The organism is Legionella adelaidensis (assembly GCF_900637865.1).
GTDB classification, from domain to species: Bacteria; Pseudomonadota; Gammaproteobacteria; order Legionellales; family Legionellaceae; genus Legionella_A; species Legionella_A adelaidensis.
The window spans coordinates 110,050-132,296 of sequence record NZ_LR134433.1; the positions used below are offsets into that span (position 1 = coordinate 110,050).

Here is a 22,247-nt window from a genome sequence, read left to right on the forward strand (position 1 = left end):
TTCCTCGCGTTTTCATGCTTTTTTTACCGCCGTTATCATCTCTATCGTTTCTTTAGTTTCAGCGACATCATGCGTTCTAATTATATTTGCCCCATTCAAAATGGCATACGTAGTAAGCGCTAAACCGCCTACTAATCTATCTTTTACTTCTTTACCTAATACAGTTCCTATCGTACTTTTTCGAGATACACCAATGAGAATAGGTCTATTAAAGCCTGTAAAATCATTTAAATTCTTTATTAATCCTAAATTATGATTAACTGTTTTTCCAAATCCAAATCCTGGATCTAGTATTAGATTAGGCCCTTTTATACCGTTATTAATACAAATTTCAATTCTTTTTTTAAAAAAAGCAGATATTTCCACTTGAATGCTTTCCTCATAGTGAGGGGCATTTTGCATAAACTGTGGAATTCCCTGCATATGCATGAGCACCACAGGACTGTCCCATTGGGCAGCTAGTCTTATTGCTCCTGGACTTTGTAAAGCGTTAATATCATTAATAATAGAAGCCCCGGCTTCTAATGCCTCCTGCATTACTTCCGGTTTAATAGTATCAATGGAAATAGCTATATCACTGAATTTTCTTATGGATTTAATAACCGGAATCACCCGAGCTAGCTCTTCTTCTATTGAAACACTCAGAGCTCCCGGACGAGATGATTCGCCACCAATATCAATAAGATCCGCACCGGCTTCAATCATTTTTTTCGCTTGCTCAACCGCGTTACATGCATTTAAATATCTACCCCCGTCTGAAAAAGAATCCGGAGTGACATTTAAAATACCCATAATTAAGGGTTGAGTGAAAACCTTATTTTCAAATTGAAATAGCCATTGTTTAAATTGGGAAGTGTTCACGGATAATCTTTTTATTTTGCAGGTTAATGTAGCCTGTATTATGGGCTAATACAGGCTATGTCTTGAATTAATTTACTTAACAGGATCATCAGCCGATTTAATTGGTTTCGCCGTTTTTGATTTTTCTTGCTCTTCAACACGACTTCGAGCTACTGTTTTAACGGGTTCCCAATCATCCGGGGGAGAGGGCTCCTTTCCAGACATAATTTCGCTAATCTGTTTTACATCAATAGTTTCGTATTTAATAAGCCCCTCTGCCATAAGGTGGAGTTTGTCCAGATTATTAGTGAGAATCTCTTTTGCCTTTTTGTAGTTTACATCAATAATATTATGAACTTCTTCATCAATTTTTTGCGCCGTTTTGTCTGAAATTTCTTTATTTTGATTTACTGTCCTTCCTAAGAAAACTTCTCCCTCTTCTTGACCAAAGGTTAATGGTCCAAGGGTTGATAATCCCCAACTGGTAACCATTTTTCTTGCAATTTCAGTAGCGCGCATAATGTCATTGGATGCACCGGTAGTAACGCTATCGGTACCAAAAATTAATTCTTCTGCAACTCTACCGCCAAATAAGCTGGCTAATTGGCTTTCGAGCCGGCGTTTACTATGACTGTACCGGTCTTGTTCCGGCAAGAACATCGTTACGCCAAGCGCTCGCCCACGTGGGATAATTGTGACTTTATATACTGGATCGTGTTCAGGAACGGATAAGCCGACAATCGCATGACCCGCTTCATGATAGGCGGTCAATTTTTTCTCGTTTTCATCCATGACCATAGAGCGTCTTTCAGCCCCCATCATAATTTTATCTTTTGCTTTATCTAATTCGAGCATGGTGACTTTCTTTTTATTAGCCCGAGCAGCAAAAAGTGCGGCTTCATTGACCAAGTTGGCGAGGTCGGCTCCTGAAAAGCCTGGGGTTCCTCGCGCTATGGGCAATACTTCAACGCTGGAATCAAGTGGTACTTTACTGAGATGAACACGTAAAATTTGTTCCCTACCTCTAATGTCAGGAAGAGGAACAACGACTTGACGATCAAATCGGCCTGGTCGCAGCAGCGCTGGATCAAGAACATCAGGACGATTGGTTGCCGCTATTACTATTACCCCTTCATTTCCTTCAAACCCATCCATTTCAACCAATAATTGGTTTAAGGTTTGCTCACGTTCATCATGGCCACCGCCTAAACCTGCACCACGATGGCGGCCAACAGCATCAATTTCATCAATAAAAATGATACAAGGAGCCTGTTTTTTTGCTTGCTCAAACATGTCACGGACGCGTGAAGCACCCACCCCCACGAACATTTCTACGAAATCTGAACCAGAAATCGTAAAAAATGGTACTTTTGCTTCGCCAGCGACAGCTCTTGCCAAAAGAGTTTTGCCCGTCCCAGGAGAACCAACCAAAAGCACGCCTCTGGGTATGCGCCCTCCCAAGTTTTGAAATTTTGTGGGATCCCGTAAGAAATCTACTAATTCTTTAACTTCTTCTTTCGCTTCATCTACACCAGCAACATCAGCAAAAGTCACTTTAACTTGATCTTCCCCCAGAAGCCTGGCGCGTGAACGTCCAAATGACATGGCCCCGCGACCACCGCCCCCTTGCATTTGGCGCATAAAGAAAATCCACACACCAATAAGTAGCAACATAGGAAACCAATTAATAAAGAGATGAAGTAAAAAGCTTTCTTGTTGTTTTTCTTGCCCACTCACATCTACATTATTTTTCAGTAACTCGCCTAATAAGGCGTTATCTTGCATAGGCATATACGTAACAAAACGATGATTGTTTTTAGTTATTCCACGAATAACTTTATTATCCTCAACGATAACGGAGTTAATCATCCCTTGATCAATTTCTTTAAGAAACTGGCTATAAGAAACTTTTTCTGTGGCCGATCCTCGTGGACCGAAATTACTAAATACCGAGACCAAAACAATGGCTATTATTAGCCATAAAAAAAGATTTTTTACCATGTCGTTCAAAGCATTAACCTCATTTTTGCGTATTTCTACGTCTTAGAGTGATTACGTTACTATAAATTATAGCCCTTAGCTAGCAAATACGTTTCTCGAGACCGGGAACGTGATGCTTGGGGTTTTTTAATAGTAACATGGGAAAAATGATTACGAATATCCTTTACTAAAGCATCAAACCCTTCGCCATGAAAAATTTTCATCAGTAAAATTCCACCTGGTTTGAGCATTTGCTTACTAAAATCAACAGCTAACTCAGCTAAGTACATCGCTCTTGGTATATCAACCGCATAATTGCCACTCATATTGGGAGCCATATCTGATAATACGATATCCACTGTTTGTGGCGGAATCTTATCAACTAGCTGTTGAAATACGGACTCTTCCTGAAAATCACCTTGTATAAATTCAACGTCTGCTAAAGAGTCCATGGGCAAAATATCCAGCGCTACGATTCTTCCCTGATGTTTCAATTTTTGACTTAAATATTGTGTCCATCCCCCTGGTGCTGCCCCTAAATCAACAATCGTCATTCCAGGTTTTATCAGATTCTCTTTCTGATCAATTTCCTGCAACTTGTAAACTGCACGACTTCGATATCCTTCTTTTTGCGCTTTTTTAACGAAGGGATCGTCAAAATGTTCTTGTAGCCAACGCTTACTACTCTTTGATTGTGCCATTAGAATTAAATTTTTATAATAATCTACTAATAATAACTGAAACTTGCTACCTTTTCCTAGCAAAACGTGCAATAATTTACCATTTTTTATCATTTAGGTAATTCAATGGATAGTTCATTAAAACAAGCATTAAAAGCCAAAGCACATCATCTAAAACCCGTTATATTACTTGGTTCAAAAGGTCTCACTCCCGCAGTTTTAAATGAAACCGACATCGCCCTCAATGCCCACGAATTAATCAAGGTTAAATTAACCGGTGTGGAAAAAGAGGAGCAATTGCAGTTAGCACAAGAAATTTGTACTAATTTACACGCAGAACTGGTTCAGCTTATTGGAAATATTGCTGTTATTTATAGAGAAAATTTGGAAAAATAGTTAACGTTGTAGAAGGAATAACTTTGAAAACCAGGATTTCACTTGACCGGATTACCTTCTTCTTCTCGGAGTCCACAATTAACTGATAAAGCTAATGATGATTTACAACCTGTACTTTTTTTGTTAAGATTGCCCAGTTTGTTTAGACATCGAAAAACCATGCCGTCATTAGAACCCACTCAAGAAGAAGAACTCAAGTCCATAGTTTTTGCTTTCCTAACTGGAAGAGACATCGCAGAAATTAAAGTTCGTTTGACTATCCAGTGTCATGAATCACACATTAATTGCAAAGAGTTATATCAAGCAATTTCATTGCCAGGCCCATCGGATGATACGCTCTTAAAACTCATTATACGCTCTCTAAACTTATCCGCGGACTCCATTCAGACCCAACAAATTCTGAGTCAATCAAAAAATCTCTATGAGTTGTTAAAATATTTTGCATACGATGGTAACCACCAAGTCAAATATTTGTTAAATTTAATTGAAAATGCCAAGGTTGCTAAAGATTGGTCTGAAGTGTTTTTATTTGGGACATTATTTACTGCCCTTTCTGGTATTTTACTTTATTTTAATAAAGAAGCCGTTAAAGCTAATTTCGATAAATTTTGTCAATGGTTAAAAATAGCCTGTCCGACTATCCTTGATTGGCTAAGCAGAACCTTTGCTATCTTGCGCAATTTCCAGTTGCTAGGCATTATCAACACGAGCTTGCGTCTGCTTTGGAATTGGTATTCTACCTTCTCCAATCCAACCAACTCCACCTCGCATAAAGTTAGTTTACTTTTTTTTAAAACGATTACTGCCGGCTTAACTATTGCAGGATATTGTGTATCTTTTTTTGCTGGTGGAGTCATGACATTCCCCGCTGCATCATTATTTGTTCTGAGTGCTAGTATAGAACTCTTTAAAAGCTTATTTATCAAATTAAAAACGCAGCAAATGTTTAACTCTTTACCGGAACCTACTCGTGACGATCCCTGGGAAATTTGGTCACAATACATACGACTAAAAAATCTTTATAATCGCTCTTCTGAAACTTTTTGGATTTGGGGGGCATCAGCATTTTTAACCACTGTGGTGGTCGCGATTTCAAATTTCTTTCCTCCTAACTTAATTATCACCATAACCTCTCTGGTCATTATTCCGTTAATAGCTTGGACAAAAAATTCCTTGGTTAATTCCATTAATGAACGCTATGCACGAGAATTGCAAAGTGATTTACGTCGTATTCCCAAAGAGAAAAGACCGAGTGATTTCATTGAAGAAAAACAGAAACTATTACAACAACGCCGCGACTTAGAATCTGAATTTGGAAAACTTGAAGAAAGTCGTGTGGCTCTTGAAACGGAGCAAACACGTCTTGAGCAAGAAAAACTTTCTTTACAACAAGAACGTGAGCAATTTGAACAAGATAAAGAACGGCAACTACGAGAGATTAAAAGAAAAGAGGAGGATGCTAAAAGAGAAAATGACGATGCTCGTCTTGCTTTGCATATGGTTTCCCAAACTCTAACAGCGCTTACAACCGGAACGCCCCCCAGTAAAGCATTAGAAAACATACAGAAGACACCCCAATCAGCGCATAGACCGAGAAATGCACACTCCACTCCCCCTTCATTTGACTATACCCCTTTGCAACAGTTTTCCCTTTTTAATTCACCTACTCAAGTAGGGGACTCCCCAGACAGCGAAGAAATAATTAGATCTGGTGCAGTGCCTCCTCCTTCGGATAGCCCCATGGGTCTTCCGAACGAACCGGGTCAAACAACTTCAATAAGTCCCCAGTAAGGTGACAGAGGCTTTAGTATTGTATACACTTAATATCTCGCATCTTTCAAATGTAGTATTAGGACTTTAGTTGTTTACGTATGATTATACGCCACTTACCAAACATACTTACCTTTTCGCGCCTAGTGCTTATTGCACCTTTTCTCTATTTTCTTTATCAAAAAGAATATATTTTTTCTTTTTACATTTTTTTAAGTGCGGGGATTACCGATGGCCTTGATGGATGGCTTGCCAGACATTTTCATTGGCAGAGTTGGTTAGGATCTTTTCTTGACCCTCTGGCGGATAAGCTATTAATTGCCTCCAGTTTTATCTCTTTGGCGCTTATAGGGAAATTACCTTGGTGGCTGGTTCTTTTGGTTTTTTTACGCGATTTAACTATATCACTGGGCGTCCTGGCATGGTATTGGTTGGTACAACGTTCCCTGGATTTTGTACCCACGGCATTAAGCAAATTAAATACTTGTTTGCAATTAGTTCTTGTTACCCTCTGTTTATTCGAGTTAGCTTATACTCAATTTCCTAGTTTCATAATTAACACTTTAATACTATTGACTGCGTTTACGACCGCAGGAACATACATTGACTACGTCTGGACCTGGGGGCGGAAAGCATGTTCAAGGCCTCCTGTTAACAAATGAATAAACAATTAGCTTTAGCCATTCAACTTAATGAAGAAGCTCGCCTTGCTGATTTTTGCTGGGGAGATAACACTATTTTGCGTGAACACTTGCTCCAGTCACTAGCTAAACAAGGGGAACGGCTAATTTATATTTGGGGAAGTTCTGGGATGGGGAAGTCCTATTTATTACAATCCTATTGCCAGGCAGTTAGCGCCACCCACTCAGCAATTTATCTACCCCTGCGTATATTGAAAGAATTTGGACCAAGCATTATTGAGGGGATTAGTGACCAAGATTTTATCTGTATAGATGATATTGATTGCATTGTACAAGATAAAGCTTGGGAAGAAGCGCTGTTTCATTTTTTTAATCAAGCAAATGATCAAGAAAAAATCATTCTATTTTCTGCTACTTATTCGCCCAATTACCTTAATTTTTTCTTACCTGATTTGCAATCCCGTTTAAGTTGGGGTTTGGTCTTTCAGCTTTTAGAATTAAGTGATGAAGATAAAATGAAAACCATGAAAATCCAGGCTTTGAAAAGAGGATTTAACTTGCCCACCAGTGTCGCACACTATTTAATAACAAGGACAACACGCAATATGCATGATCTACAAAGTTTAATTAACCGCCTGGATGAAGCCTCGCTACGCGAGCAGCGCAAAATCACCATTCCATTCGCCAAAGAAACGCTCGGTCTATAAACCTAAAATTCTCTCCCTTCTATTTACTAGCAGCATTAAATCGTCAGCCGAACGAGAAGGTCTCAAAAAACAATGCGGGTTTCTTCCTATGGCAAGCGAAGGTGCGGGGTCTCTTTCTAATAAAGGACTGGGGAAATGTATAACATTTGCATTCTTGGTTGACGTTTCCCTTTGTTTTAAATGCTTTATTTCCCTACAGTCCTCTAATCTAGATTCTAATTTTTTTTGTAATAAATTAAGGTAATTTGTCTGCTTTTCTACAACCTCTTCACTCGCCAATTCATCAATCTTGTCTTTATCTAGCCCAAACCATCTGCCTAGTAAATTTTCCAAGCCTGGACGCTCAACAAACCAATACAGGCTAAAAGCACCTACTCCTGTGATTATACTAGTCAAAACAACTGGAAACATCGCAGCTGTGACGGAAGCAGAAAATAAGCCGGCAAAAACAAGGGCCAATGATTGGCCTGAAAAAAAACCGCCTGCGAAAAACAAGATACCCGCAATTAATGCAGTTACTAACTTAGCAATATTTAAATAGGGATTTTGCAATCTATTTTTATAATGCTCACGAGAACTTTCTAATGCATCAAAGCGAAATTTCAGCATAGAAACAATACTTAATAACTCTAGTAAGATTTTTTCATCCTTACAACTTAGCTTGCTATCAATTTCTTTGCGTAAATTTTTAATTTGTTTTGTTTGTTCCAACAGGACATCAATAAGCCTCGGAGATTGTGAAATTTGAATACCCAGGTTGTTAGAGAGCGCTATAAAATCAAAACCATAAAAAACAATAACTGAAAGTAGCGAGAATACGGCCCCTGCCGCCAATATCATACTTGCAGGAATCATCGCAACGGTTGTGAGAACGGACACCACTCCATCAAAACCATTGCAAATAGCTAGTATTGTTCCCGCAAGGGTTAAAAATCCAAATAATAATCGGGTAGTTAACGAGGGCGATTTTTTCTTTCTTGCTTCTTTTTCTTTCTCTGTTAAAAAAGAATAGAAGACATCCTCCAAGAGGGCAGCACGCAAACATTCAATAAGAAAGTAATGCTTTAATTCACTTTCCTCAAGAGCTATATCCTCTTTTAGCCAATCAATTAATGTTGTTCGACTCATAGAATCTTGACCCACCCAATTTCCCAATGGAAGATGAGGAAGTACGCTATATAACTTTTCAATTAATTTTTTTGAAGAAGCGCTTAATTTTACAGCCATAATAATATCGCTCATTGTTTTTGGACTGCACCAGATGATTTTTAGATTTACATATTGTATTTAAAATTTATTAACATAACCTTATGGCAAGTATTTTAAATTTAAAAGGCTTCCCTGAGTAGCAAACGAGTTAAGAAAGGAGATGTAATCCACATTAGCAATGCAATTAATAAAGTAACCCCGCCAATATAAGCAAATACCTGAGTATATACAAATAAGCCTTCAAATCCTCCCGTTAAATCCTTGGGTAATGCCGTAAAAGATGCCACTTGGGCGCCCAAAAACCCGGAAATAGCGGATGAAAGGAACCACATTCCCATTACAAATCCTGTAATTTGAAGAGGCACTAATTCAGCCACCATAGCTACTCCTAAAGCCGAAATGAGAATTTCACTTATACTTTGAAAAAAATAACTAGCTACAAGCCAACCACAGGAAATCATTCCGTGCGCATCATGAAAATAACGGGAAAAATATAAGACCAAAAAGCTTACCGCACAAAAAGTCATGCCTATTGAAAATTTATAAGGCAAAGAAATCACTTTACCCTTACGGTATAGCTTTTGATAAAAACTAGCGATAACCGGGCTCATAATAATAATCCAAATTGGATTTAAGGCCTGAAAGCTTTGGGGGTCTAAAGAAATACCAAAAAAAGAAGAACGCACATTATTTACGGCAAATAAATTTAGCGAAGTAGGCATCTGTTGATACAAAGTAAAAAAAGTTACGCCTTCTATCATTAAAATGATAGCAACCAACATCCGTAGTCGTGCCAATCTATTTTCTTTGCGCATATAAGCCAGATAAATCGTCACTACTACTAACACAATAAACCAGACTAAATTTTTAGCAATCATTACATGTTGTAAAAGATAAGCCGCCCCCATTACCGTGGCTATAATTCCAGCAATAACCATACTCCATTGCCAAAATGAAATAGGACGATTGTCTGCAGGAAGCTGAATATGCGCTATACTACTCCGCTGCCAAAAATAATTGACTATTCCCAACAAAATACCGATAAAGCTAGTAAAAAAAGCATAAGAATAGCCAAATTTACTTGAGAGTGCGGGACCTATAAATAATGCGAATATAGAGCCTAAGTTAATGGCCATATAGTACAGAGTAAACCCTCCATGCAATCGTGGATCCTTTTCTTCATAACACTTGGCAAGAAGACTGGAAGGATTGGCTTTAAATAATCCATTGCCCACACAAACTAAACCTAAAGCCAGAAAGATATATTCCTTACCGACTAAACTTAAAGATAAATAACCTGCGGCCAGGGTAACGAGCCCTAATAAAATAGTTCTTTTAGTTCCCAACACCTTGTCGCCAAGAAAACCACCTACAGAAATTAAGCCATAAACCAAGGCAGAAAAAGCGCCAAAAGTAAAATAAGCAGTTTCTTGATCAAAACCTAATGAACGTATAAAAAAAAGAGTTAAAATACCCTGAACGGTGTAATATCCAAACCGCTCCCATACTTCGAGCAAGAAAATCATGTAAAAAGGACGGGGTTGGTTATGAAAAAGGTTAAGCACTAATTTTCCTAAAGGATTTATTTAATAATACGAGCAAATTTTTAATAACTGCAAGCGTTTATTCAAAGCAAAATAATACGCTTTCATGGTGCTATCTCATTCTCGTCATTCTCGGCATCTGTTTCCGTTTCAGTTTCTACCAGGGAAGAAGCCAAAGTCTCACTGTTTGACAAGCGCGTGGAGGTAGAACTTGGAGAAGGCTCTGGTAAAGGTTCATGTAATTCTTCAACTAAAGTCTCCAACGGTAAATGACGCGGATTTAATTCCTTCAAAACATCAGCGGTTGATTCGTGGACTTCCACCTCAGCTAATTGGTCTTGTTGGCTTAGAGAATCTTTTTTAGTATCGTCTAACCCCTTTATTAAGGTTTCACCAGGCTTTGGCTCGTCTCCTGGTTCTTTCACTGCAGGAGTTTCCTTTGTGCCGCTAATTTTAGAGCCTACCCAATTAAAGAAATTTTTTATTTGTGGTATCACTAATCTACCACCAAGGTAAGCAAGCCCCCCTATAGTTGCGGCAGCGACAAGGGCTAATCCTACGGGTGGGAAAAAGAGACTTAAAGCAACCCCAGCCAAGCCCAAGGAGGATAAACCGACCCCCACTGCTCTATCTACAAGCCGCAGGGAGCCATATTTTTTAACTTTTTCTTCCAGCTTGTTTTTGCGTGCGGTAGTTTCCTGCAATTCTTTACAAATTGTTTGGTAACGTTGTTGTAGTGTCGGAATTTCTTGTTTTAATTGAGTAATAGCCTGTTGATTATTATCGGTTAACGCATTTTGTAGCAGCAACTGTTTGGCTTTAACTTCCTCTTGCAATATCTGTAAAGCATTCTCCTTTTCTATCAATGCTTCAGTTACCTGCTTTAATTCTTTATTATATTTTGCTTTTTGTACAAAATGGCGGCCCAAATGAAAGACACTGGCCGCAAAACCTAACGAAGCGGTTACTATGGCAATTGCAGGGGCTGTGACCGGAGCAGCTAAGGCAGTAATTGCCAGGCCTAACAAAACACTTGCATAGGCGAAGCGCGTATTTTTGGCATGAGAAACGGGTACTTTTTCTCCATTTATCCAGGTAGACAAATAAAGAGCGGGAATTCTAATAAAATCCAGCGCCGAGAAAGCAACCGCTGCAAAATGGAAACCTTGGGAAACAGAGTTTTTTCCAGAAGCCAATGTCCCTAGCGTATCACCCGTATCGCTTGCTCTTCCACCTAAAGCACTGGCCAAAGGCATTTTACCTTTTATAAATGAAGTCATTGCCGAGACTTTTACCTCTTCTTTTTTAAAAGCAAAAGGTTTAAGCAAGTCTTGTAAATCCTGTTCTAATTGCTCGGGCAAAATAACCGTGTCGGTTTTTTGTTGGTCTAGCGACTCGCTCGTTTGTTCCTCTAAAGTTTCTGTTTGTTGAACCAAGTCTTTATCGCCAGTCATCAAAGGATTATCTTTTATATCTTTTTGTTGCTCTTCTTGAGAAAGAGGTTTTATCGTCTCTTCAGTGGCATCCAGAACGAGATTACTATTTTTCATGTTGGAACCTATACATTTCAATTAATTCTTATTTTATCTATTATAGCTTAACGAAAGCTGAATTAAGTTAACAAATCTTGCCATGACCCATAAAGGTCAACTATATTCTCAACATATTGAACCAACTAAAGTAATACCAAAATGGTTAAAAAAGCGTTATATCTAGCAGGTGGGGGTGCCAGAGGTGCCTACCAGGCTGGTGTTTTAAAAGCTATATCACAAATTTTACAAACAAAAACCATTCCTTTTGCCATGATAAGCGGCGTCAGTGTCGGGAGCATTAACGCAGCCATTCTAGCCCAGCATGCCGATGATTTCCCAGCTGGTATTGATAAATTAGAAACATTGTGGCGTGAAATTAGCTGCCAACAAATTTTTAATTCCAGTAATTATGAATTAGGTAAGTCAGTTGTTCGTAACCTCACACACTTCATGATCAAACACCGTCAATCGGGACATTTGTTAGATACCGCTCCATTACACCAATTTATAACCGATCATATAAATTTCGAGCGGATAAAAGAAAATATTGCTAATCATTTTTTGGAGACGATGGAGGTAATTAGCAATTGTTATGAAACGCAACAAACTATTTCTTTTTATCAACACCATTTGCCTGATTTTGAAGATTGGCAGTACCCTCGCCATGTAAGTCAGCGTGTAGATATGGATATGAACCATATCCTGGCTTCTAGTGCGCTGCCTCTATTCTTTCCCACCGTGAAAATAAATGGTTTACACTATGGTGATGGGAGTATGGGATTGGTATCTCCTTTACGTGGTGCGGTACGTTTTGATGTGGAAAAAATTCTCATTGTTGGTACGCGCCAATTGCCAATATTTAGTGACCCAGAGGTCCTAAAAAACGGCGATATTGGCTTTGCGCACATTTTAGGAAATATGCTCAATGGCTTGTTTTTAGATAACTTGGACCGTGATATTGAAATGGTTAACCGCATGAATGATATAGCAGGACTCTTATCAATGTGGAAAAAAAGACGCTCCCCATGGCGACCTATTGAGACTTTACATTTGCGACCTAGCGTTGATATCTCTGAAATGGCGCAAGCAAAATATCAAACCATGCCCGCTTTACTACGCTATATGCTCAATGTCTTAGGGGCTCAAAAACACTCCGGCGACTTATTAAGCTTTTTATTATTTGAAAAAGAGTTCACTTGCGAGGTTTTTGAACTAGGCTATAAAGACACGCTAGCCGAAGAATCGGTTGTTACGACATTCTTTTCGTAGGTGAAACATAGATATAGTGCAGTGCTAGCGCAATCAAGGTTTTTTCTCTTATTCAAAATTACATCCGCATCCCTTGATACGCTTCGCTGCATCACGGCTACTTTCCCTCAGGCAAAAGGCCCGATTTTATTCAGTTCACGCAACACTTTATTTGTATCAGGCCTGATCCCATTCCAAATGAAAAACGATTCCGCAGCTTGCTCAACTAACATCCCTAAACCATCTCTAACCTCACAACCCGAACTTTTTGCTAACGCAACAAAAGGCGTAGGTCTTTCCAGGTTATAAGATAAGTCATAACACAAAGAGGAGTCTTTAAATAAATTTTTAGAAAACAGAGCATGAGAAAAATCAAAGCGCATGGAAATAGCATTTAAAATGAGGTCGTATTCACCCTCTAATTGCTCCATCGGGGAAATATGTATGAAGGGGAATTCCTTTTGTAATTCTTCTGCCTTTGCCCAGGTTCGGTTAGCTACCGTAATAGTTTTAGGTGATTTTAAAAATAAAGGAGTCAATATTCCGCGCGTGGCACCCCCTGCGCCTAGAATTAATATTTTTTTGTTTTCAATGGCAGTATAGCGTTCAAGATCCGTAATCAATCCAACCCCATCCGTGTTATCGGCATAGAGTTTGCTTTCTTTGATCCATAGAGTGTTTGCAGCACCAGCTGTATGGCATCTATCTGTTTTGACTGCACTCATTACAAAGGCGCGCTGTTTAAAAGGTAACGTGATATTCAATCCCTGCCCGCCCTGCAAGAAAAATTGATGAACTGCACTTTCAAACCTTTGCTCTTCAATTAAAAGTTTTTCATAAATAAGCGCAACATTTGTTTGCTTGGCAAATAGGCTATGTATGTGAGGCGACAAACTATGGGCAATTGGATTGCCCATAACTGCAAAGTATTTTTTTTTCATTTTATGCTTCTAAACTTTTAGAAACCAATTCTCGCAAATCTTTGGATAAATCACACCCATATAAATAATTAAGCTCTTTTTTTATTAAAGCTTGTCTTTCCTTATTTAATTTTTGCCACCGGGTAAAAGGTGTTGCTAAACGTGCTGCAATTTGTGGATTTAATGCGTCTATTTTTACTAACATTTGGGTTAAGAAAGCATAACCACTGCCATCTTCAGCATGAAAATTTCGTGGGTTTGCCTGACAAAAACTAGCAATAACAGCTCTTACTTTATTAGGGTTTTTAAACGTAAAATCTTTATGATTTAATAATTCTTTTACCCTTTCTAAAGTATGAGGCAATTCACTGGTTGCTTGAATACCAAACCATTTTTCAATTACCAAATCTTCGTTTTGCCATTGCTGATAAAATTGAGCTAAAGCACTTTTACGTGGTACTTCACTGTGCGAATTAGCTATTAAACCTACGCCTGCAATTTGATCTGTCATCGTTTTTGCTTGAGCAAATTGCGTTTGACAAAGGGAAATGGCTCTTTCTTCGTCTGCTTTCATCATAAACCATAAGCACATATTGCGTAGCTTACGTCGCCCGTATGCTTTATTATTCATCAAGTGATCTTCTGCTTGCCATAATTTTTCATAAAGCTGATGAGCACTCTCAAATAGGGCTGACCCCAATTGCGAACGGAAAAAATCACGCGCCTTTTCCACCTTAATTACATCTACTTCCTCAAGACAAGAAGCAACATCCTCATAGCTAGGTAAGGTAATCAACTCCGCACGTAAGGCGTAATCTAAACCTTCATCACGCAGGACATGGGCGTAAGTATTTATTAAACTTTCCGGCAACTCCCACTCTTCTTCATTAGTATTATAGAAATGCGTCAAACAATTAAGCGTTAGCCGTTGTGCGGCATCCCATTTGGCATAGCCATTGCTTTCGAAACGTAATAAGCGAATTAAATCTTCTTGTGATTGTTTGAAATGCAAGGTAATGGGAGCAGAGAAGTCTCTTAAAAGAGAAATAATTGGTTTTTCAGCAATGTTTTCAAAAGTAAAAATTTGTTTTTTCTCTTTTAATTCAATTAATTCTTGCTTTAGAGTGATAGACTCCCCTTGATTTGTATAAAGAGCTATACGCAGCGGGATATGAAACGGTAATTTTTCTTTAGAATCTGCAGTAGGTCGACAGTGTTGTTCTAGGGTAAGCGTCAATTTGTTATTAGCAAATTCTTCGATTACCGTAACTTCAGGTGTGCCTGCTTGGCTATACCAGCGTTTAAATTGAGTAAAATCCACGTTATTGGCATCTTCCATCGCCGCAACGAAATCATCAATAGTAACCGCCTGGCCATCATGGCGTTCAAAATAGAGATCCATCCCTTTACGAAAGCCCTCTTTTCCTAAAATCGTTTGTTGCATACGAATAACTTCCGCTCCTTTATTATAAATTGTCGCGGTATAGAAATTATTTATTTCTTGATAAGAATCAGGGCGAACGGGGTGTGCCATGGCCCCCGCGTCTTCAGGAAATTGCGAATTTCTTAACACTCTTACATCAGCGATTCGGAATACATCACGCGAATTCATGTCACGAGAAAACTCTTGGTCCCTAAAAACGGTCAGACCTTCCTTAAGGCTTAATTGAAACCAGTCACGGCAAGTAACACGATCGCCTGTCCAATTGTGAAAATATTCATGACCCACTACACCTTCAATATCTATATAGTCTTGATCGGTGGCTGTATCAGGTCTGGCTAAAATATATTTTGAATTAAATATATTTAACCCCTTATTCTCCATTGCCCCCATATTAAAGTTACTTACGGCTACAATCATGAAAATATCCAGGTCATACTCTCGACCAAAGGATTCTTCATCCCAACGCATTGCATTTTTTACAGAAGCCATGGCATGGTCACATTTATCCTCGTTCCCCGGCTCTACATAAATTCGAATATCAACTGTTCTACCTGACATAGTCGTATATTCGTCACGCACACAAGCCAAATCGCCCGCAACTAAAGCAAACAAATAAGAGGGTTTCTTGAAAGGATCTTGCCAGATTACCCAATGACGCCCCTCTTCCAGTTCTCCTGATTCAATTAAATTACCATTAGAGAGCAATACCGGATATTTTTTCTTATCAGCAGTAATACGCGTGGTAAAAGACGTTAACACATCCGGTCTGTCTGGGAAAAAAGTAATGCGGCGAAACCCTTCTGCTTCGCATTGTGTACAAAACATATCATCTGAACGATATAAACCAGAAAGCTTCGTATTTTCTTGCGGTCTTATACGTGTAGTTATTGTTAGGGAAAAATGCTCCGGACATTCTGTAAGTAGAAGGTTATCATTTTCAAGTCGATAAGCCCGTTCATCCAGCTTTTCATTATTCATTTCAATATTTACTAACTCAAGCTCATCACCATATAAACAAAGCGGGCCAGGATGTTGTCGGGTAAAAGAAAGTTCGCTTTTAACTAAAGCATGATCATCAAATAAATCGAAATTAAGATGAATATTATTTACTATAAAATTAGGGGGTTGATAATCATTTCGATATATAGTGACATTTGACATCTTTTAAGCTCCTCGTTATACATGGATACTGCAATCTTTTTGAAAATAATAATAATTTCAGTAAAAAAAATATTTGTAGCTTTAAATTTTAAACTATACTCAAAGTAGTAAAAGGAGTTTCTCGCGTTTATAAGCTAAATGCAAAGGGGATTATCATGAATACGCAAGAATTTTTAGCTGGGTACACTAGGAGGTTTGTAGACAATCAGGAAGAAGAATTATCCTTAGACGAATATCTAGAGCTTTGCCGCAATGATCCCTCAGCTTATGCAAACCCTGCACAACGCTTATTAATGGCTATCGGAGAGCCCGAATTAGTAGACACTCGCCATGATCCTGTTTTATCGCGTATTTTCTCCAATAAAGTTATCCCACGTTATAAAGTTTTTAATGATTTTTATGGGTTGGAAGAACCCATCGAACAAATTGTCGGATTTTTAAAACACGCCGCGCAGGGCTTGGAAGAAACTAAACAGGTGCTTTATTTACTAGGTCCTGTAGGGGGCGGAAAATCCTCCATCGCTGAAAAATTAAAAGAGCTCATGCAAAAAGTCCCTTTTTACGCTATTAAAGGGTCTCCTGTTTTTGATTCACCCTTATCTTTATTTGATCGTGAAGAGGACGGGCAGCTTTTATTCGAAAAATTTGGCATTCCCGATCGTCATCTTCGTTATGTGATGTCACCTTGGGCAATTAAACGGTTGCATGAATTTAATGGCGATATAAACCAATTCCGCGTAGTTAAATTAAAACCTTCCCGTATGCGCCAAATTGCTATAGCCAAAACAGAACCCGGTGATGAAAACAACCAGGATATTTCCTCTTTAGTAGGTAAAGTGGATATTCGAAAACTTGAGGAATTTTCTCAAAATGACCCGGATGCCTATAGTTACTCAGGAGGCTTGTGCCGTGCTAATCGAGGGTTATTAGAATTCGTTGAAATGTTTAAAGCACCGATTAAAGTACTTCATCCTTTATTAACCGCCACCCAGGAAGGCAACTACAATCCCACGGAAGGGCTTTCTGCTATTCCTTTTGAGGGAATTATTCTTGCGCACTCTAATGAAGCGGAATGGCAATCATTTCGAAATAATAAAAACAATGAAGCTTTTATCGATCGCATTAATATAGTTAAAGTACCTTACTGCTTAAGAGTTTCGGAAGAAATAAAAATTTATCGAAAATTGATAGAGCATAGTTCCTTGGTTAATGAACCTTGTGCTCCAGGCACGTTGGATATGTTAGCTCAATTTTCTGTTCTTACCCGCTTAAAAGAACCACAAAACTCCAGCATATATTCCAAATTACGCGTCTATAATGGTGAAAGCCTTAAAGATACAGATCCCAAAGCCAAGTCATACCAGGAATACCGTGATTTTGCAGGTGTTGATGAAGGAATGAGTGGTATCTCTACCCGGTTCGCTTTTAAAATTTTGTCAAAAGTATTTAACTTTGATCATTCGGAAATTGCGGCAAACCCTGTTCATTTATTATATGTTCTGGAGCGCCAAATTGATCAAGAGCAATTACCACAAGAGTTACATGAGAAATATTTAACCTTCATTAAAGAATATTTATCACCAAAATATGTAGAATTCATCGGTAAAGAAATTCAAACGGCCTATTTAGAGTCTTATTCTGAATATGGACAAAATATTTTTGACCGCTATGTGACCTACGCCGATTTTTGGATACAAGACCAAGACTACCGCGATCCCGATACGGGAGAAATTCTCGACCGAGCTGCCTTGAATGTAGACCTTGAAAAAATTGAAAAACCCGCAGGTATTTCTAATCCTAAAGACTTTCGTAACGAAGTAGTAAACTTTGTTTTACGTGCTCGCGCGAATAATGCCGGTAAAAATCCTCGATGGAATACCTATGAAAAATTAAAAACGGTTATTGAAAAGAAAATGTTTACTAACACAGAGGATCTGCTTCCTGTTATTTCTTTTAATGCGAAAGCTTCCGAAGAGGATAAAAAGAAACACGAGGAATTCATTTCTCGAATGGTGGAAAAAGGATATACACCAAAACAAGTGCGACTTTTATGTGAATGGTACTTGCGCGTTCGCAAATCACAATAATGCATTCCCTTTTGGGAGCCTATCAGGCAAAGTTTAGGGGGAATAATGACCCAACTTATTGACCGTCGTCAGAATGCGGGGAAAAAAAGCACTGTCAACCGACAACGATTTTTACGACGGTATAAAAACCAGATTAAAAAAGCAGTTTCTGACGCCGTTGGTAGACGCAGTATTACTGAAATTGATAAAGGCGAACAAGTAACAATTCCCGCTAAAGATATTTCTGAACCGCGTTTCCAACCTGGCCCTGGAGGCATTGTAGAGCGCATCCTACCTGGTAACGATGAGTTTATGGCAGGCGATCGTATAAAACGCCATTCTTCGGGTGGTTCAGGTAGTGGATCACAAGCGAGTAATAATGGCGAAGGCGAAGATGATTTTGTCTTTCAGTTAACGCGGGAAGAATTTCTCGAATTATATTTTGAAGATTTAGAACTCCCCGATCTGGTTAAAAAAGAATTGGCTAGAATTAACACGTATAAAACGGTACGTGCCGGTGTAACCACAAGCGGTACACCTACTAACATCAATATATTACGCTCTATGCGTCAAGCAACGGGCAGAAGGGTTGCGCTAGCTTCCCCTTATAAACGCCGTTTAAAGGAAGCAGAGGAAGAGCTAAAAGCGTTAGAAAACCAAAAAAAACCGGATGAAATAGAAATAGCTCGTCTCAAAAGAGACATTGAATTTTATGGCAAAAAAATTCAGTCTGTTCCTTTTGTTGATACGATTGACTTACGCTATAACAACCGTGTGCGTATACCTTCTCCCTCTACTCAAGCAGTTATGTTTTGTATTATGGACGTTTCAGGCTCCATGGACGAGCCCAAAAAAGATATAGCTAAACGTTTCTTTATTTTGCTGTATCTTTTTTTAACCAAAAACTATGAGAAAATAGAGTTAGTATTTATTCGCCACCATACTTCGGCACGCGAAGTAAGTGAAGAAGATTTCTTCTACTCCCGTGAAACGGGAGGTACTGTTGTTTCCAGTGCTTTAGAATTATTAAGTAATATTATTGAGGCCCGTTATAGCCCGCAGTCCTGGAATATATATGTTGCCCAAGCTTCTGATGGCGACAATTGGAATGCCGACTCACCCTATTGCCTGGAGTTACTGCAAGAAAAAATCATGCCCTTGCTACAATATTTTGCATACATAGAAATTATGCCTCGCCACCACCAAAGCTTATGGGAAGTTTACCAGCAGGTCAGAGAACACTATTCAAATTTTGCCATGGAAAATATTGATAACGTCGCTGATATTTATCCTGTATTTCGCGAATTATTTAAAAGGAAAACGGTATGAAAAAGAAAAAACCGTTATCAACCGGAGCAGAATGGACTTTTGAATTAATACAAGCGTATGAACGCGAGATAGGGCGTTTGGCAAAAGATTTTCGTTTGGATACTTATCCAAATCAAATTGAAGTGATTAATGCCGAACAAATGATGGATTCTTATGCCTCAGTAGGTATGCCTATTGGCTACCATCATTGGTCTTTCGGGAAACATTTCGTTGGCGTAGAAAAAAGTTATCAGCGCGGTGAAATGGGGTTAGCTTACGAATTAGTTATAAATTCCAACCCCTGTATTTCGTATTTAATGGAAGAAAACACAATGGCTATGCAGGCATTGGTAATAGCCCATGCTTGTTATGGTCATAACTCTTTTTTCAAAAGTAACTATTTATTCAAAATGTGGACCTCTGCTGATGCCATTATTGATTATTTAGTATTTGCAAAAAATTACGTGAGTGAATGCGAAGAGAAATATGGGATTGATGAAGTAGAAGCCATCTTGGATGCCTGCCATGCCTTGATGAGTTATGGTGTGGACCGGTATAAACATCCTATGCCTTTATCCATTCAAGAGGAAAAAATTCGTCAATTAAATAGAGAAGTATATTTGCAATCGCAAATAAATGAATTATGGCGGACTATCCCACAAAACAAAGAAAATCTTCATCGTCATGAAAAACAAAAATTTCCCGTAGAACCACAAGAAAACATTCTCTACTTTATTGAAAAAAATGCTCCCTTATTGAAACCTTGGCAACGTGAAATCGTGCGTATTGTTCGTAAAATAGCCCAGTATTTTTACCCGCAAGGGCAAACAAAAGTCATGAATGAAGGCTGGGCGTGTTTTTGGCATTATACGCTTATACATGCATTATATGACGAAGGACTTGTAACAGATGAATTTATGTTGGAGGTGTTACAAAACCACACGAATGTAATTTATCAGCCACCTTATAATAGTCCTTATTATACCGGTATAAATCCTTATACTTTGGGTTACCACATGATGCAGGATATTAAACGCATTTGTGAAAATCCCACAGAGGAAGACAAACATTGGTTTGGAGGTTTGGCGAACAGTGATTGGTTAACTAGCTTAGACAGTGCCATGCGTAACTTTAAAGATGAAAGTTTTATCTCACAATATTTATCTCCGCGTATTATTCGCGAGTTTAGGTTATTCCATGTAATTGATGATGACCGACAGCCTGAACTCTTTGTCAATGCCATCCATAATGATCAAGGTTATCAAGCAATCCGAGAGGCTTTATCCAAGCAATATAACTTAAGCTATCAAGAGCCGGATATACAAATTTATTCAGTAGATTTAGAAGGCGATCGCGCACTGACCTTGCATTATACTCAGCAAAACCGGGTGCCTTTAGACGCTTCAACACAAGACGTGTTAAAGCATTTATATACCTTGTGGAAATTCCCTGTGGCTATAAAAACCATTGATAATACAGGCCAAGTTATTGGCGAAACCCATTGTCCGCCCCTTGCTGCCAAAAATAAAGATGTAAGGAATTAACCCAAAGCTAATTCAAGCGCAAAAGCAATTCCAAGTTTTGAAAAATTGGTCATATGTTCCAAATCTAAAGGGTCTATTTTGTCTGAAGCGGAATGAATATAAGGGTTGTGATCCTCGAACGAGGTTTCACACGGGAAAGCAGCGGGAAATCCCGCTTCATGCCAAGAAAAATGATCACTGCAACCATAGCCGCATTTGGAATAACCTATGGGCACATTAATATAGTTTTTTATCAGTTTACTGACAAAATTACTGAGGCTTAAATCAGTATAATCTCTAAAAATCCAAATGGTTTTATCCATTGAATTTTCATCTTTTTTGTACCCTGTCATATCTAATTGCAAAACAGCATAAACGGGAAGATGATTTTGTTTAAAATGTTGCACGACTCGCTGCGATCCCACTAATCCCATTTCTTCCGCTGCATACCAAACAATATAAATAGGCCTTTTAAATTCTAACTGAGAAGACAGCAAAACCCGCGCCGCTTCCATGCTACTTGCGAGACCGCTGGCATCATCATCTGCCCCTGGCATGCGCACTGAATCTAAACTGCCTAAGGTATCCATATGCGCACCAATAATAACTGCCGGTGCTTTATTGTTTTTACCAATAACAGTAACTAAGGAGGGCTGTATATAGCGCCCAAGCGTTGGCACAAAAAAACTACTGACATCATTACGACCCGACTCTTTGACCATTTTTTCAATTTTTTCTTGTAACCAAAAAGCCGTGTTTTTGCCATTATTTTGCGTTGAAGAACGATTAGTAAACTGCGTCAACTCACTAACCGTTACCCAAATATTATCAGGAACTACGTGGGATAAAGCTTCCCGTACTTCTTTAGGGTGCAATAAAACATAGTTGTTTTCACTAAACTTGGGAGAAATATTATTTTTCAAAAATGCTTGAGCATGCGCTTTTTTTTCTGACAGGGAAACTTCAGGAATTTTTGTGCTTGCATTTACAAAAAGACCGCAATGCTCTTTTTCAGCTAACTCTTTAATTTTTGGAATATCTTCAACAGGTACATCAACAATAGAATAATCACTATCTTTGGCAAGAAGCATATAATTTGATAGTTTATCCGCCAAGCAATTTGGCATTTTTAAAGGCTCAGACAATACAGCAGATGTTGCAACAGAGGAAAATAATAAGAAAAATGCCCCCAAAAGCCTTCTTATTTTTATTCTATTCATTGATTTACCTTGTGATTTTATATTTTATAAAAGAAATCCATTTTTCAAGCGGGCTTCG

At 38.5% G+C, this 22,247-nt stretch carries 17 protein-coding genes; 8 read left to right on the plus strand and 9 right to left on the minus strand.

Annotation, left to right across the window (positions count from 1 at the left end; genetic code table 11):
* Window positions 1-12: 12 nt before the first annotated feature.
* The 3 genes from folP to rlmE all read right to left on the minus strand — a co-directional run bounded on the left by folP (window position 13) and on the right by rlmE (window position 3,521).
* A complete protein-coding gene (folP, locus tag EL206_RS07950; protein ID WP_058462936.1) occupies window positions 13-861 on the minus strand; it encodes a dihydropteroate synthase in 849 nt (282 codons plus the stop codon).
* 72 nt (window positions 862-933) lie between these two features.
* Entirely contained in the window at window positions 934-2,841 is a 1,908-nt protein-coding gene (ftsH, locus tag EL206_RS07955) for an ATP-dependent zinc metalloprotease FtsH (RefSeq protein WP_058462937.1), read from the minus strand.
* Between the two features lie 59 nt (window positions 2,842-2,900).
* Window positions 2,901-3,521, minus strand: coding sequence for a 23S rRNA (uridine(2552)-2'-O)-methyltransferase RlmE (gene rlmE, locus EL206_RS07960; protein ID WP_058463236.1), 621 nt, complete (start codon window positions 3,519-3,521; stop codon window positions 2,901-2,903).
* 105 nt (window positions 3,522-3,626) lie between these two features.
* Here rlmE and yhbY point away from each other — a divergent pair, with 105 nt between their 5' ends.
* From yhbY to hda, 4 genes are all read left to right on the plus strand, one after another.
* Complete coding sequence (gene yhbY / locus EL206_RS07965) at window positions 3,627-3,896, plus strand: ribosome assembly RNA-binding protein YhbY (protein WP_058462938.1); 270 nt, start codon at window positions 3,627-3,629, stop codon at window positions 3,894-3,896.
* Between the two features lie 42 nt (window positions 3,897-3,938).
* Window positions 3,939-5,687, plus strand: coding sequence for a hypothetical protein (locus tag EL206_RS07970; protein WP_058462939.1), 1,749 nt, complete (start codon window positions 3,939-3,941; stop codon window positions 5,685-5,687).
* An 80-nt stretch (window positions 5,688-5,767) separates the two neighbouring features.
* Entirely contained in the window at window positions 5,768-6,328 is a 561-nt protein-coding gene (locus EL206_RS07975; protein WP_058462940.1) for a CDP-alcohol phosphatidyltransferase family protein, read from the plus strand.
* Window positions 6,325-7,014, plus strand: a complete 690-nt coding sequence (gene hda / locus EL206_RS07980; RefSeq protein WP_058462941.1) for a DnaA regulatory inactivator Hda — start codon at window positions 6,325-6,327, stop codon at window positions 7,012-7,014. The genes EL206_RS07975 and hda overlap by 4 nt, the downstream gene beginning before the upstream one ends.
* On the opposite strand, the gene EL206_RS07985 is transcribed toward hda, so the two are convergent.
* The 3 genes from EL206_RS07985 to EL206_RS07995 form a co-directional block, all read right to left on the minus strand.
* On the minus strand, window positions 7,009-8,256 hold the full coding sequence (locus EL206_RS07985) for a hypothetical protein (RefSeq protein ID WP_058462942.1): 1,248 nt from the start codon (window positions 8,254-8,256) through the stop codon (window positions 7,009-7,011). The two genes, hda and EL206_RS07985, sit on opposite strands and share 6 nt — an antisense overlap.
* A gap of 86 nt (window positions 8,257-8,342) precedes the next feature.
* On the minus strand, window positions 8,343-9,788 hold the full coding sequence (locus EL206_RS07990) for an oligopeptide:H+ symporter (protein ID WP_084758889.1): 1,446 nt from the start codon (window positions 9,786-9,788) through the stop codon (window positions 8,343-8,345).
* Window positions 9,789-9,871: 83 nt separating this feature from the next.
* Window positions 9,872-11,317, minus strand: coding sequence for an AAA family ATPase (locus EL206_RS07995; protein WP_058462943.1), 1,446 nt, complete (start codon window positions 11,315-11,317; stop codon window positions 9,872-9,874).
* A gap of 141 nt (window positions 11,318-11,458) precedes the next feature.
* Between EL206_RS07995 and EL206_RS08000 the strand changes: the two genes are divergently transcribed.
* Window positions 11,459-12,568: a patatin-like phospholipase family protein gene (locus EL206_RS08000; protein ID WP_058462944.1), complete on the plus strand. Its 1,110-nt coding sequence runs from the start codon at window positions 11,459-11,461 to the stop codon at window positions 12,566-12,568.
* A 107-nt stretch (window positions 12,569-12,675) separates the two neighbouring features.
* Here the strand turns inward: EL206_RS08000 and aroE are convergent, their stop codons facing one another.
* On the minus strand, window positions 12,676-13,488 hold the full coding sequence (gene aroE / locus EL206_RS08005) for a shikimate dehydrogenase (RefSeq protein ID WP_058462945.1): 813 nt from the start codon (window positions 13,486-13,488) through the stop codon (window positions 12,676-12,678).
* A 1-nt stretch (window position 13,489) separates the two neighbouring features.
* Window positions 13,490-16,072, minus strand: a complete 2,583-nt coding sequence (pepN, locus tag EL206_RS08010; protein ID WP_058462946.1) for an aminopeptidase N — start codon at window positions 16,070-16,072, stop codon at window positions 13,490-13,492.
* A gap of 155 nt (window positions 16,073-16,227) precedes the next feature.
* Between pepN and EL206_RS08015 the strand changes: the two genes are divergently transcribed.
* The 3 genes from EL206_RS08015 to EL206_RS08025 are packed head-to-tail and all read left to right on the plus strand — an operon-like array spanning window position 16,228 to window position 20,990.
* Entirely contained in the window at window positions 16,228-18,159 is a 1,932-nt protein-coding gene (locus EL206_RS08015) for a PrkA family serine protein kinase (RefSeq protein WP_058462947.1), read from the plus strand.
* 45 nt (window positions 18,160-18,204) lie between these two features.
* On the plus strand, window positions 18,205-19,467 hold the full coding sequence (locus tag EL206_RS08020; protein ID WP_058462948.1) for a YeaH/YhbH family protein: 1,263 nt from the start codon (window positions 18,205-18,207) through the stop codon (window positions 19,465-19,467).
* The gene (locus EL206_RS08025) at window positions 19,464-20,990 is read left to right on the plus strand and encodes a SpoVR family protein (RefSeq protein WP_058462949.1); all 1,527 of its coding nucleotides are present in this window, start codon (window positions 19,464-19,466) and stop codon (window positions 20,988-20,990) included. The genes EL206_RS08020 and EL206_RS08025 overlap by 4 nt, the downstream gene beginning before the upstream one ends.
* On the opposite strand, the gene EL206_RS08030 is transcribed toward EL206_RS08025, so the two are convergent.
* Complete coding sequence (locus EL206_RS08030; protein ID WP_058462950.1) at window positions 20,987-22,189, minus strand: M20/M25/M40 family metallo-hydrolase; 1,203 nt, start codon at window positions 22,187-22,189, stop codon at window positions 20,987-20,989. The genes EL206_RS08025 and EL206_RS08030 overlap by 4 nt on opposite strands.
* Window positions 22,190-22,247: the final 58 nt, after the last annotated feature.

Bases quoted from the DNA above. Each gene is read 5' to 3' on its own strand.
- ftsH (WP_058462937.1), bottom strand. From the start codon at position 2,841: ATGGTAAAAAATCTTTTTTTATGGCTAATAATAGCCATTGTTTTGGTC.
- rlmE (WP_058463236.1), bottom strand. From the start codon at position 3,521: ATGGCACAATCAAAGAGTAGTAAGCGTTGGCTACAAGAACATTTTGAC.
- yhbY (WP_058462938.1), top strand. From the start codon at position 3,627: ATGGATAGTTCATTAAAACAAGCATTAAAAGCCAAAGCACATCATCTA.
- EL206_RS07975 (WP_058462940.1), top strand. From the start codon at position 5,768: ATGATTATACGCCACTTACCAAACATACTTACCTTTTCGCGCCTAGTG.
- hda (WP_058462941.1), top strand. From the start codon at position 6,325: ATGAATAAACAATTAGCTTTAGCCATTCAACTTAATGAAGAAGCTCGC.
- EL206_RS07985 (WP_058462942.1), bottom strand. From the start codon at position 8,256: ATGAGCGATATTATTATGGCTGTAAAATTAAGCGCTTCTTCAAAAAAA.
- EL206_RS07995 (WP_058462943.1), bottom strand. From the start codon at position 11,317: ATGAAAAATAGTAATCTCGTTCTGGATGCCACTGAAGAGACGATAAAA.
- EL206_RS08000 (WP_058462944.1), top strand. From the start codon at position 11,459: ATGGTTAAAAAAGCGTTATATCTAGCAGGTGGGGGTGCCAGAGGTGCC.
- aroE (WP_058462945.1), bottom strand. From the start codon at position 13,488: ATGAAAAAAAAATACTTTGCAGTTATGGGCAATCCAATTGCCCATAGT.
- pepN (WP_058462946.1), bottom strand. From the start codon at position 16,072: ATGTCAAATGTCACTATATATCGAAATGATTATCAACCCCCTAATTTT.
- EL206_RS08015 (WP_058462947.1), top strand. From the start codon at position 16,228: ATGAATACGCAAGAATTTTTAGCTGGGTACACTAGGAGGTTTGTAGAC.
- EL206_RS08020 (WP_058462948.1), top strand. From the start codon at position 18,205: ATGACCCAACTTATTGACCGTCGTCAGAATGCGGGGAAAAAAAGCACT.
- EL206_RS08025 (WP_058462949.1), top strand. From the start codon at position 19,464: ATGAAAAAGAAAAAACCGTTATCAACCGGAGCAGAATGGACTTTTGAA.
- EL206_RS08030 (WP_058462950.1), bottom strand. From the start codon at position 22,189: ATGAATAGAATAAAAATAAGAAGGCTTTTGGGGGCATTTTTCTTATTA.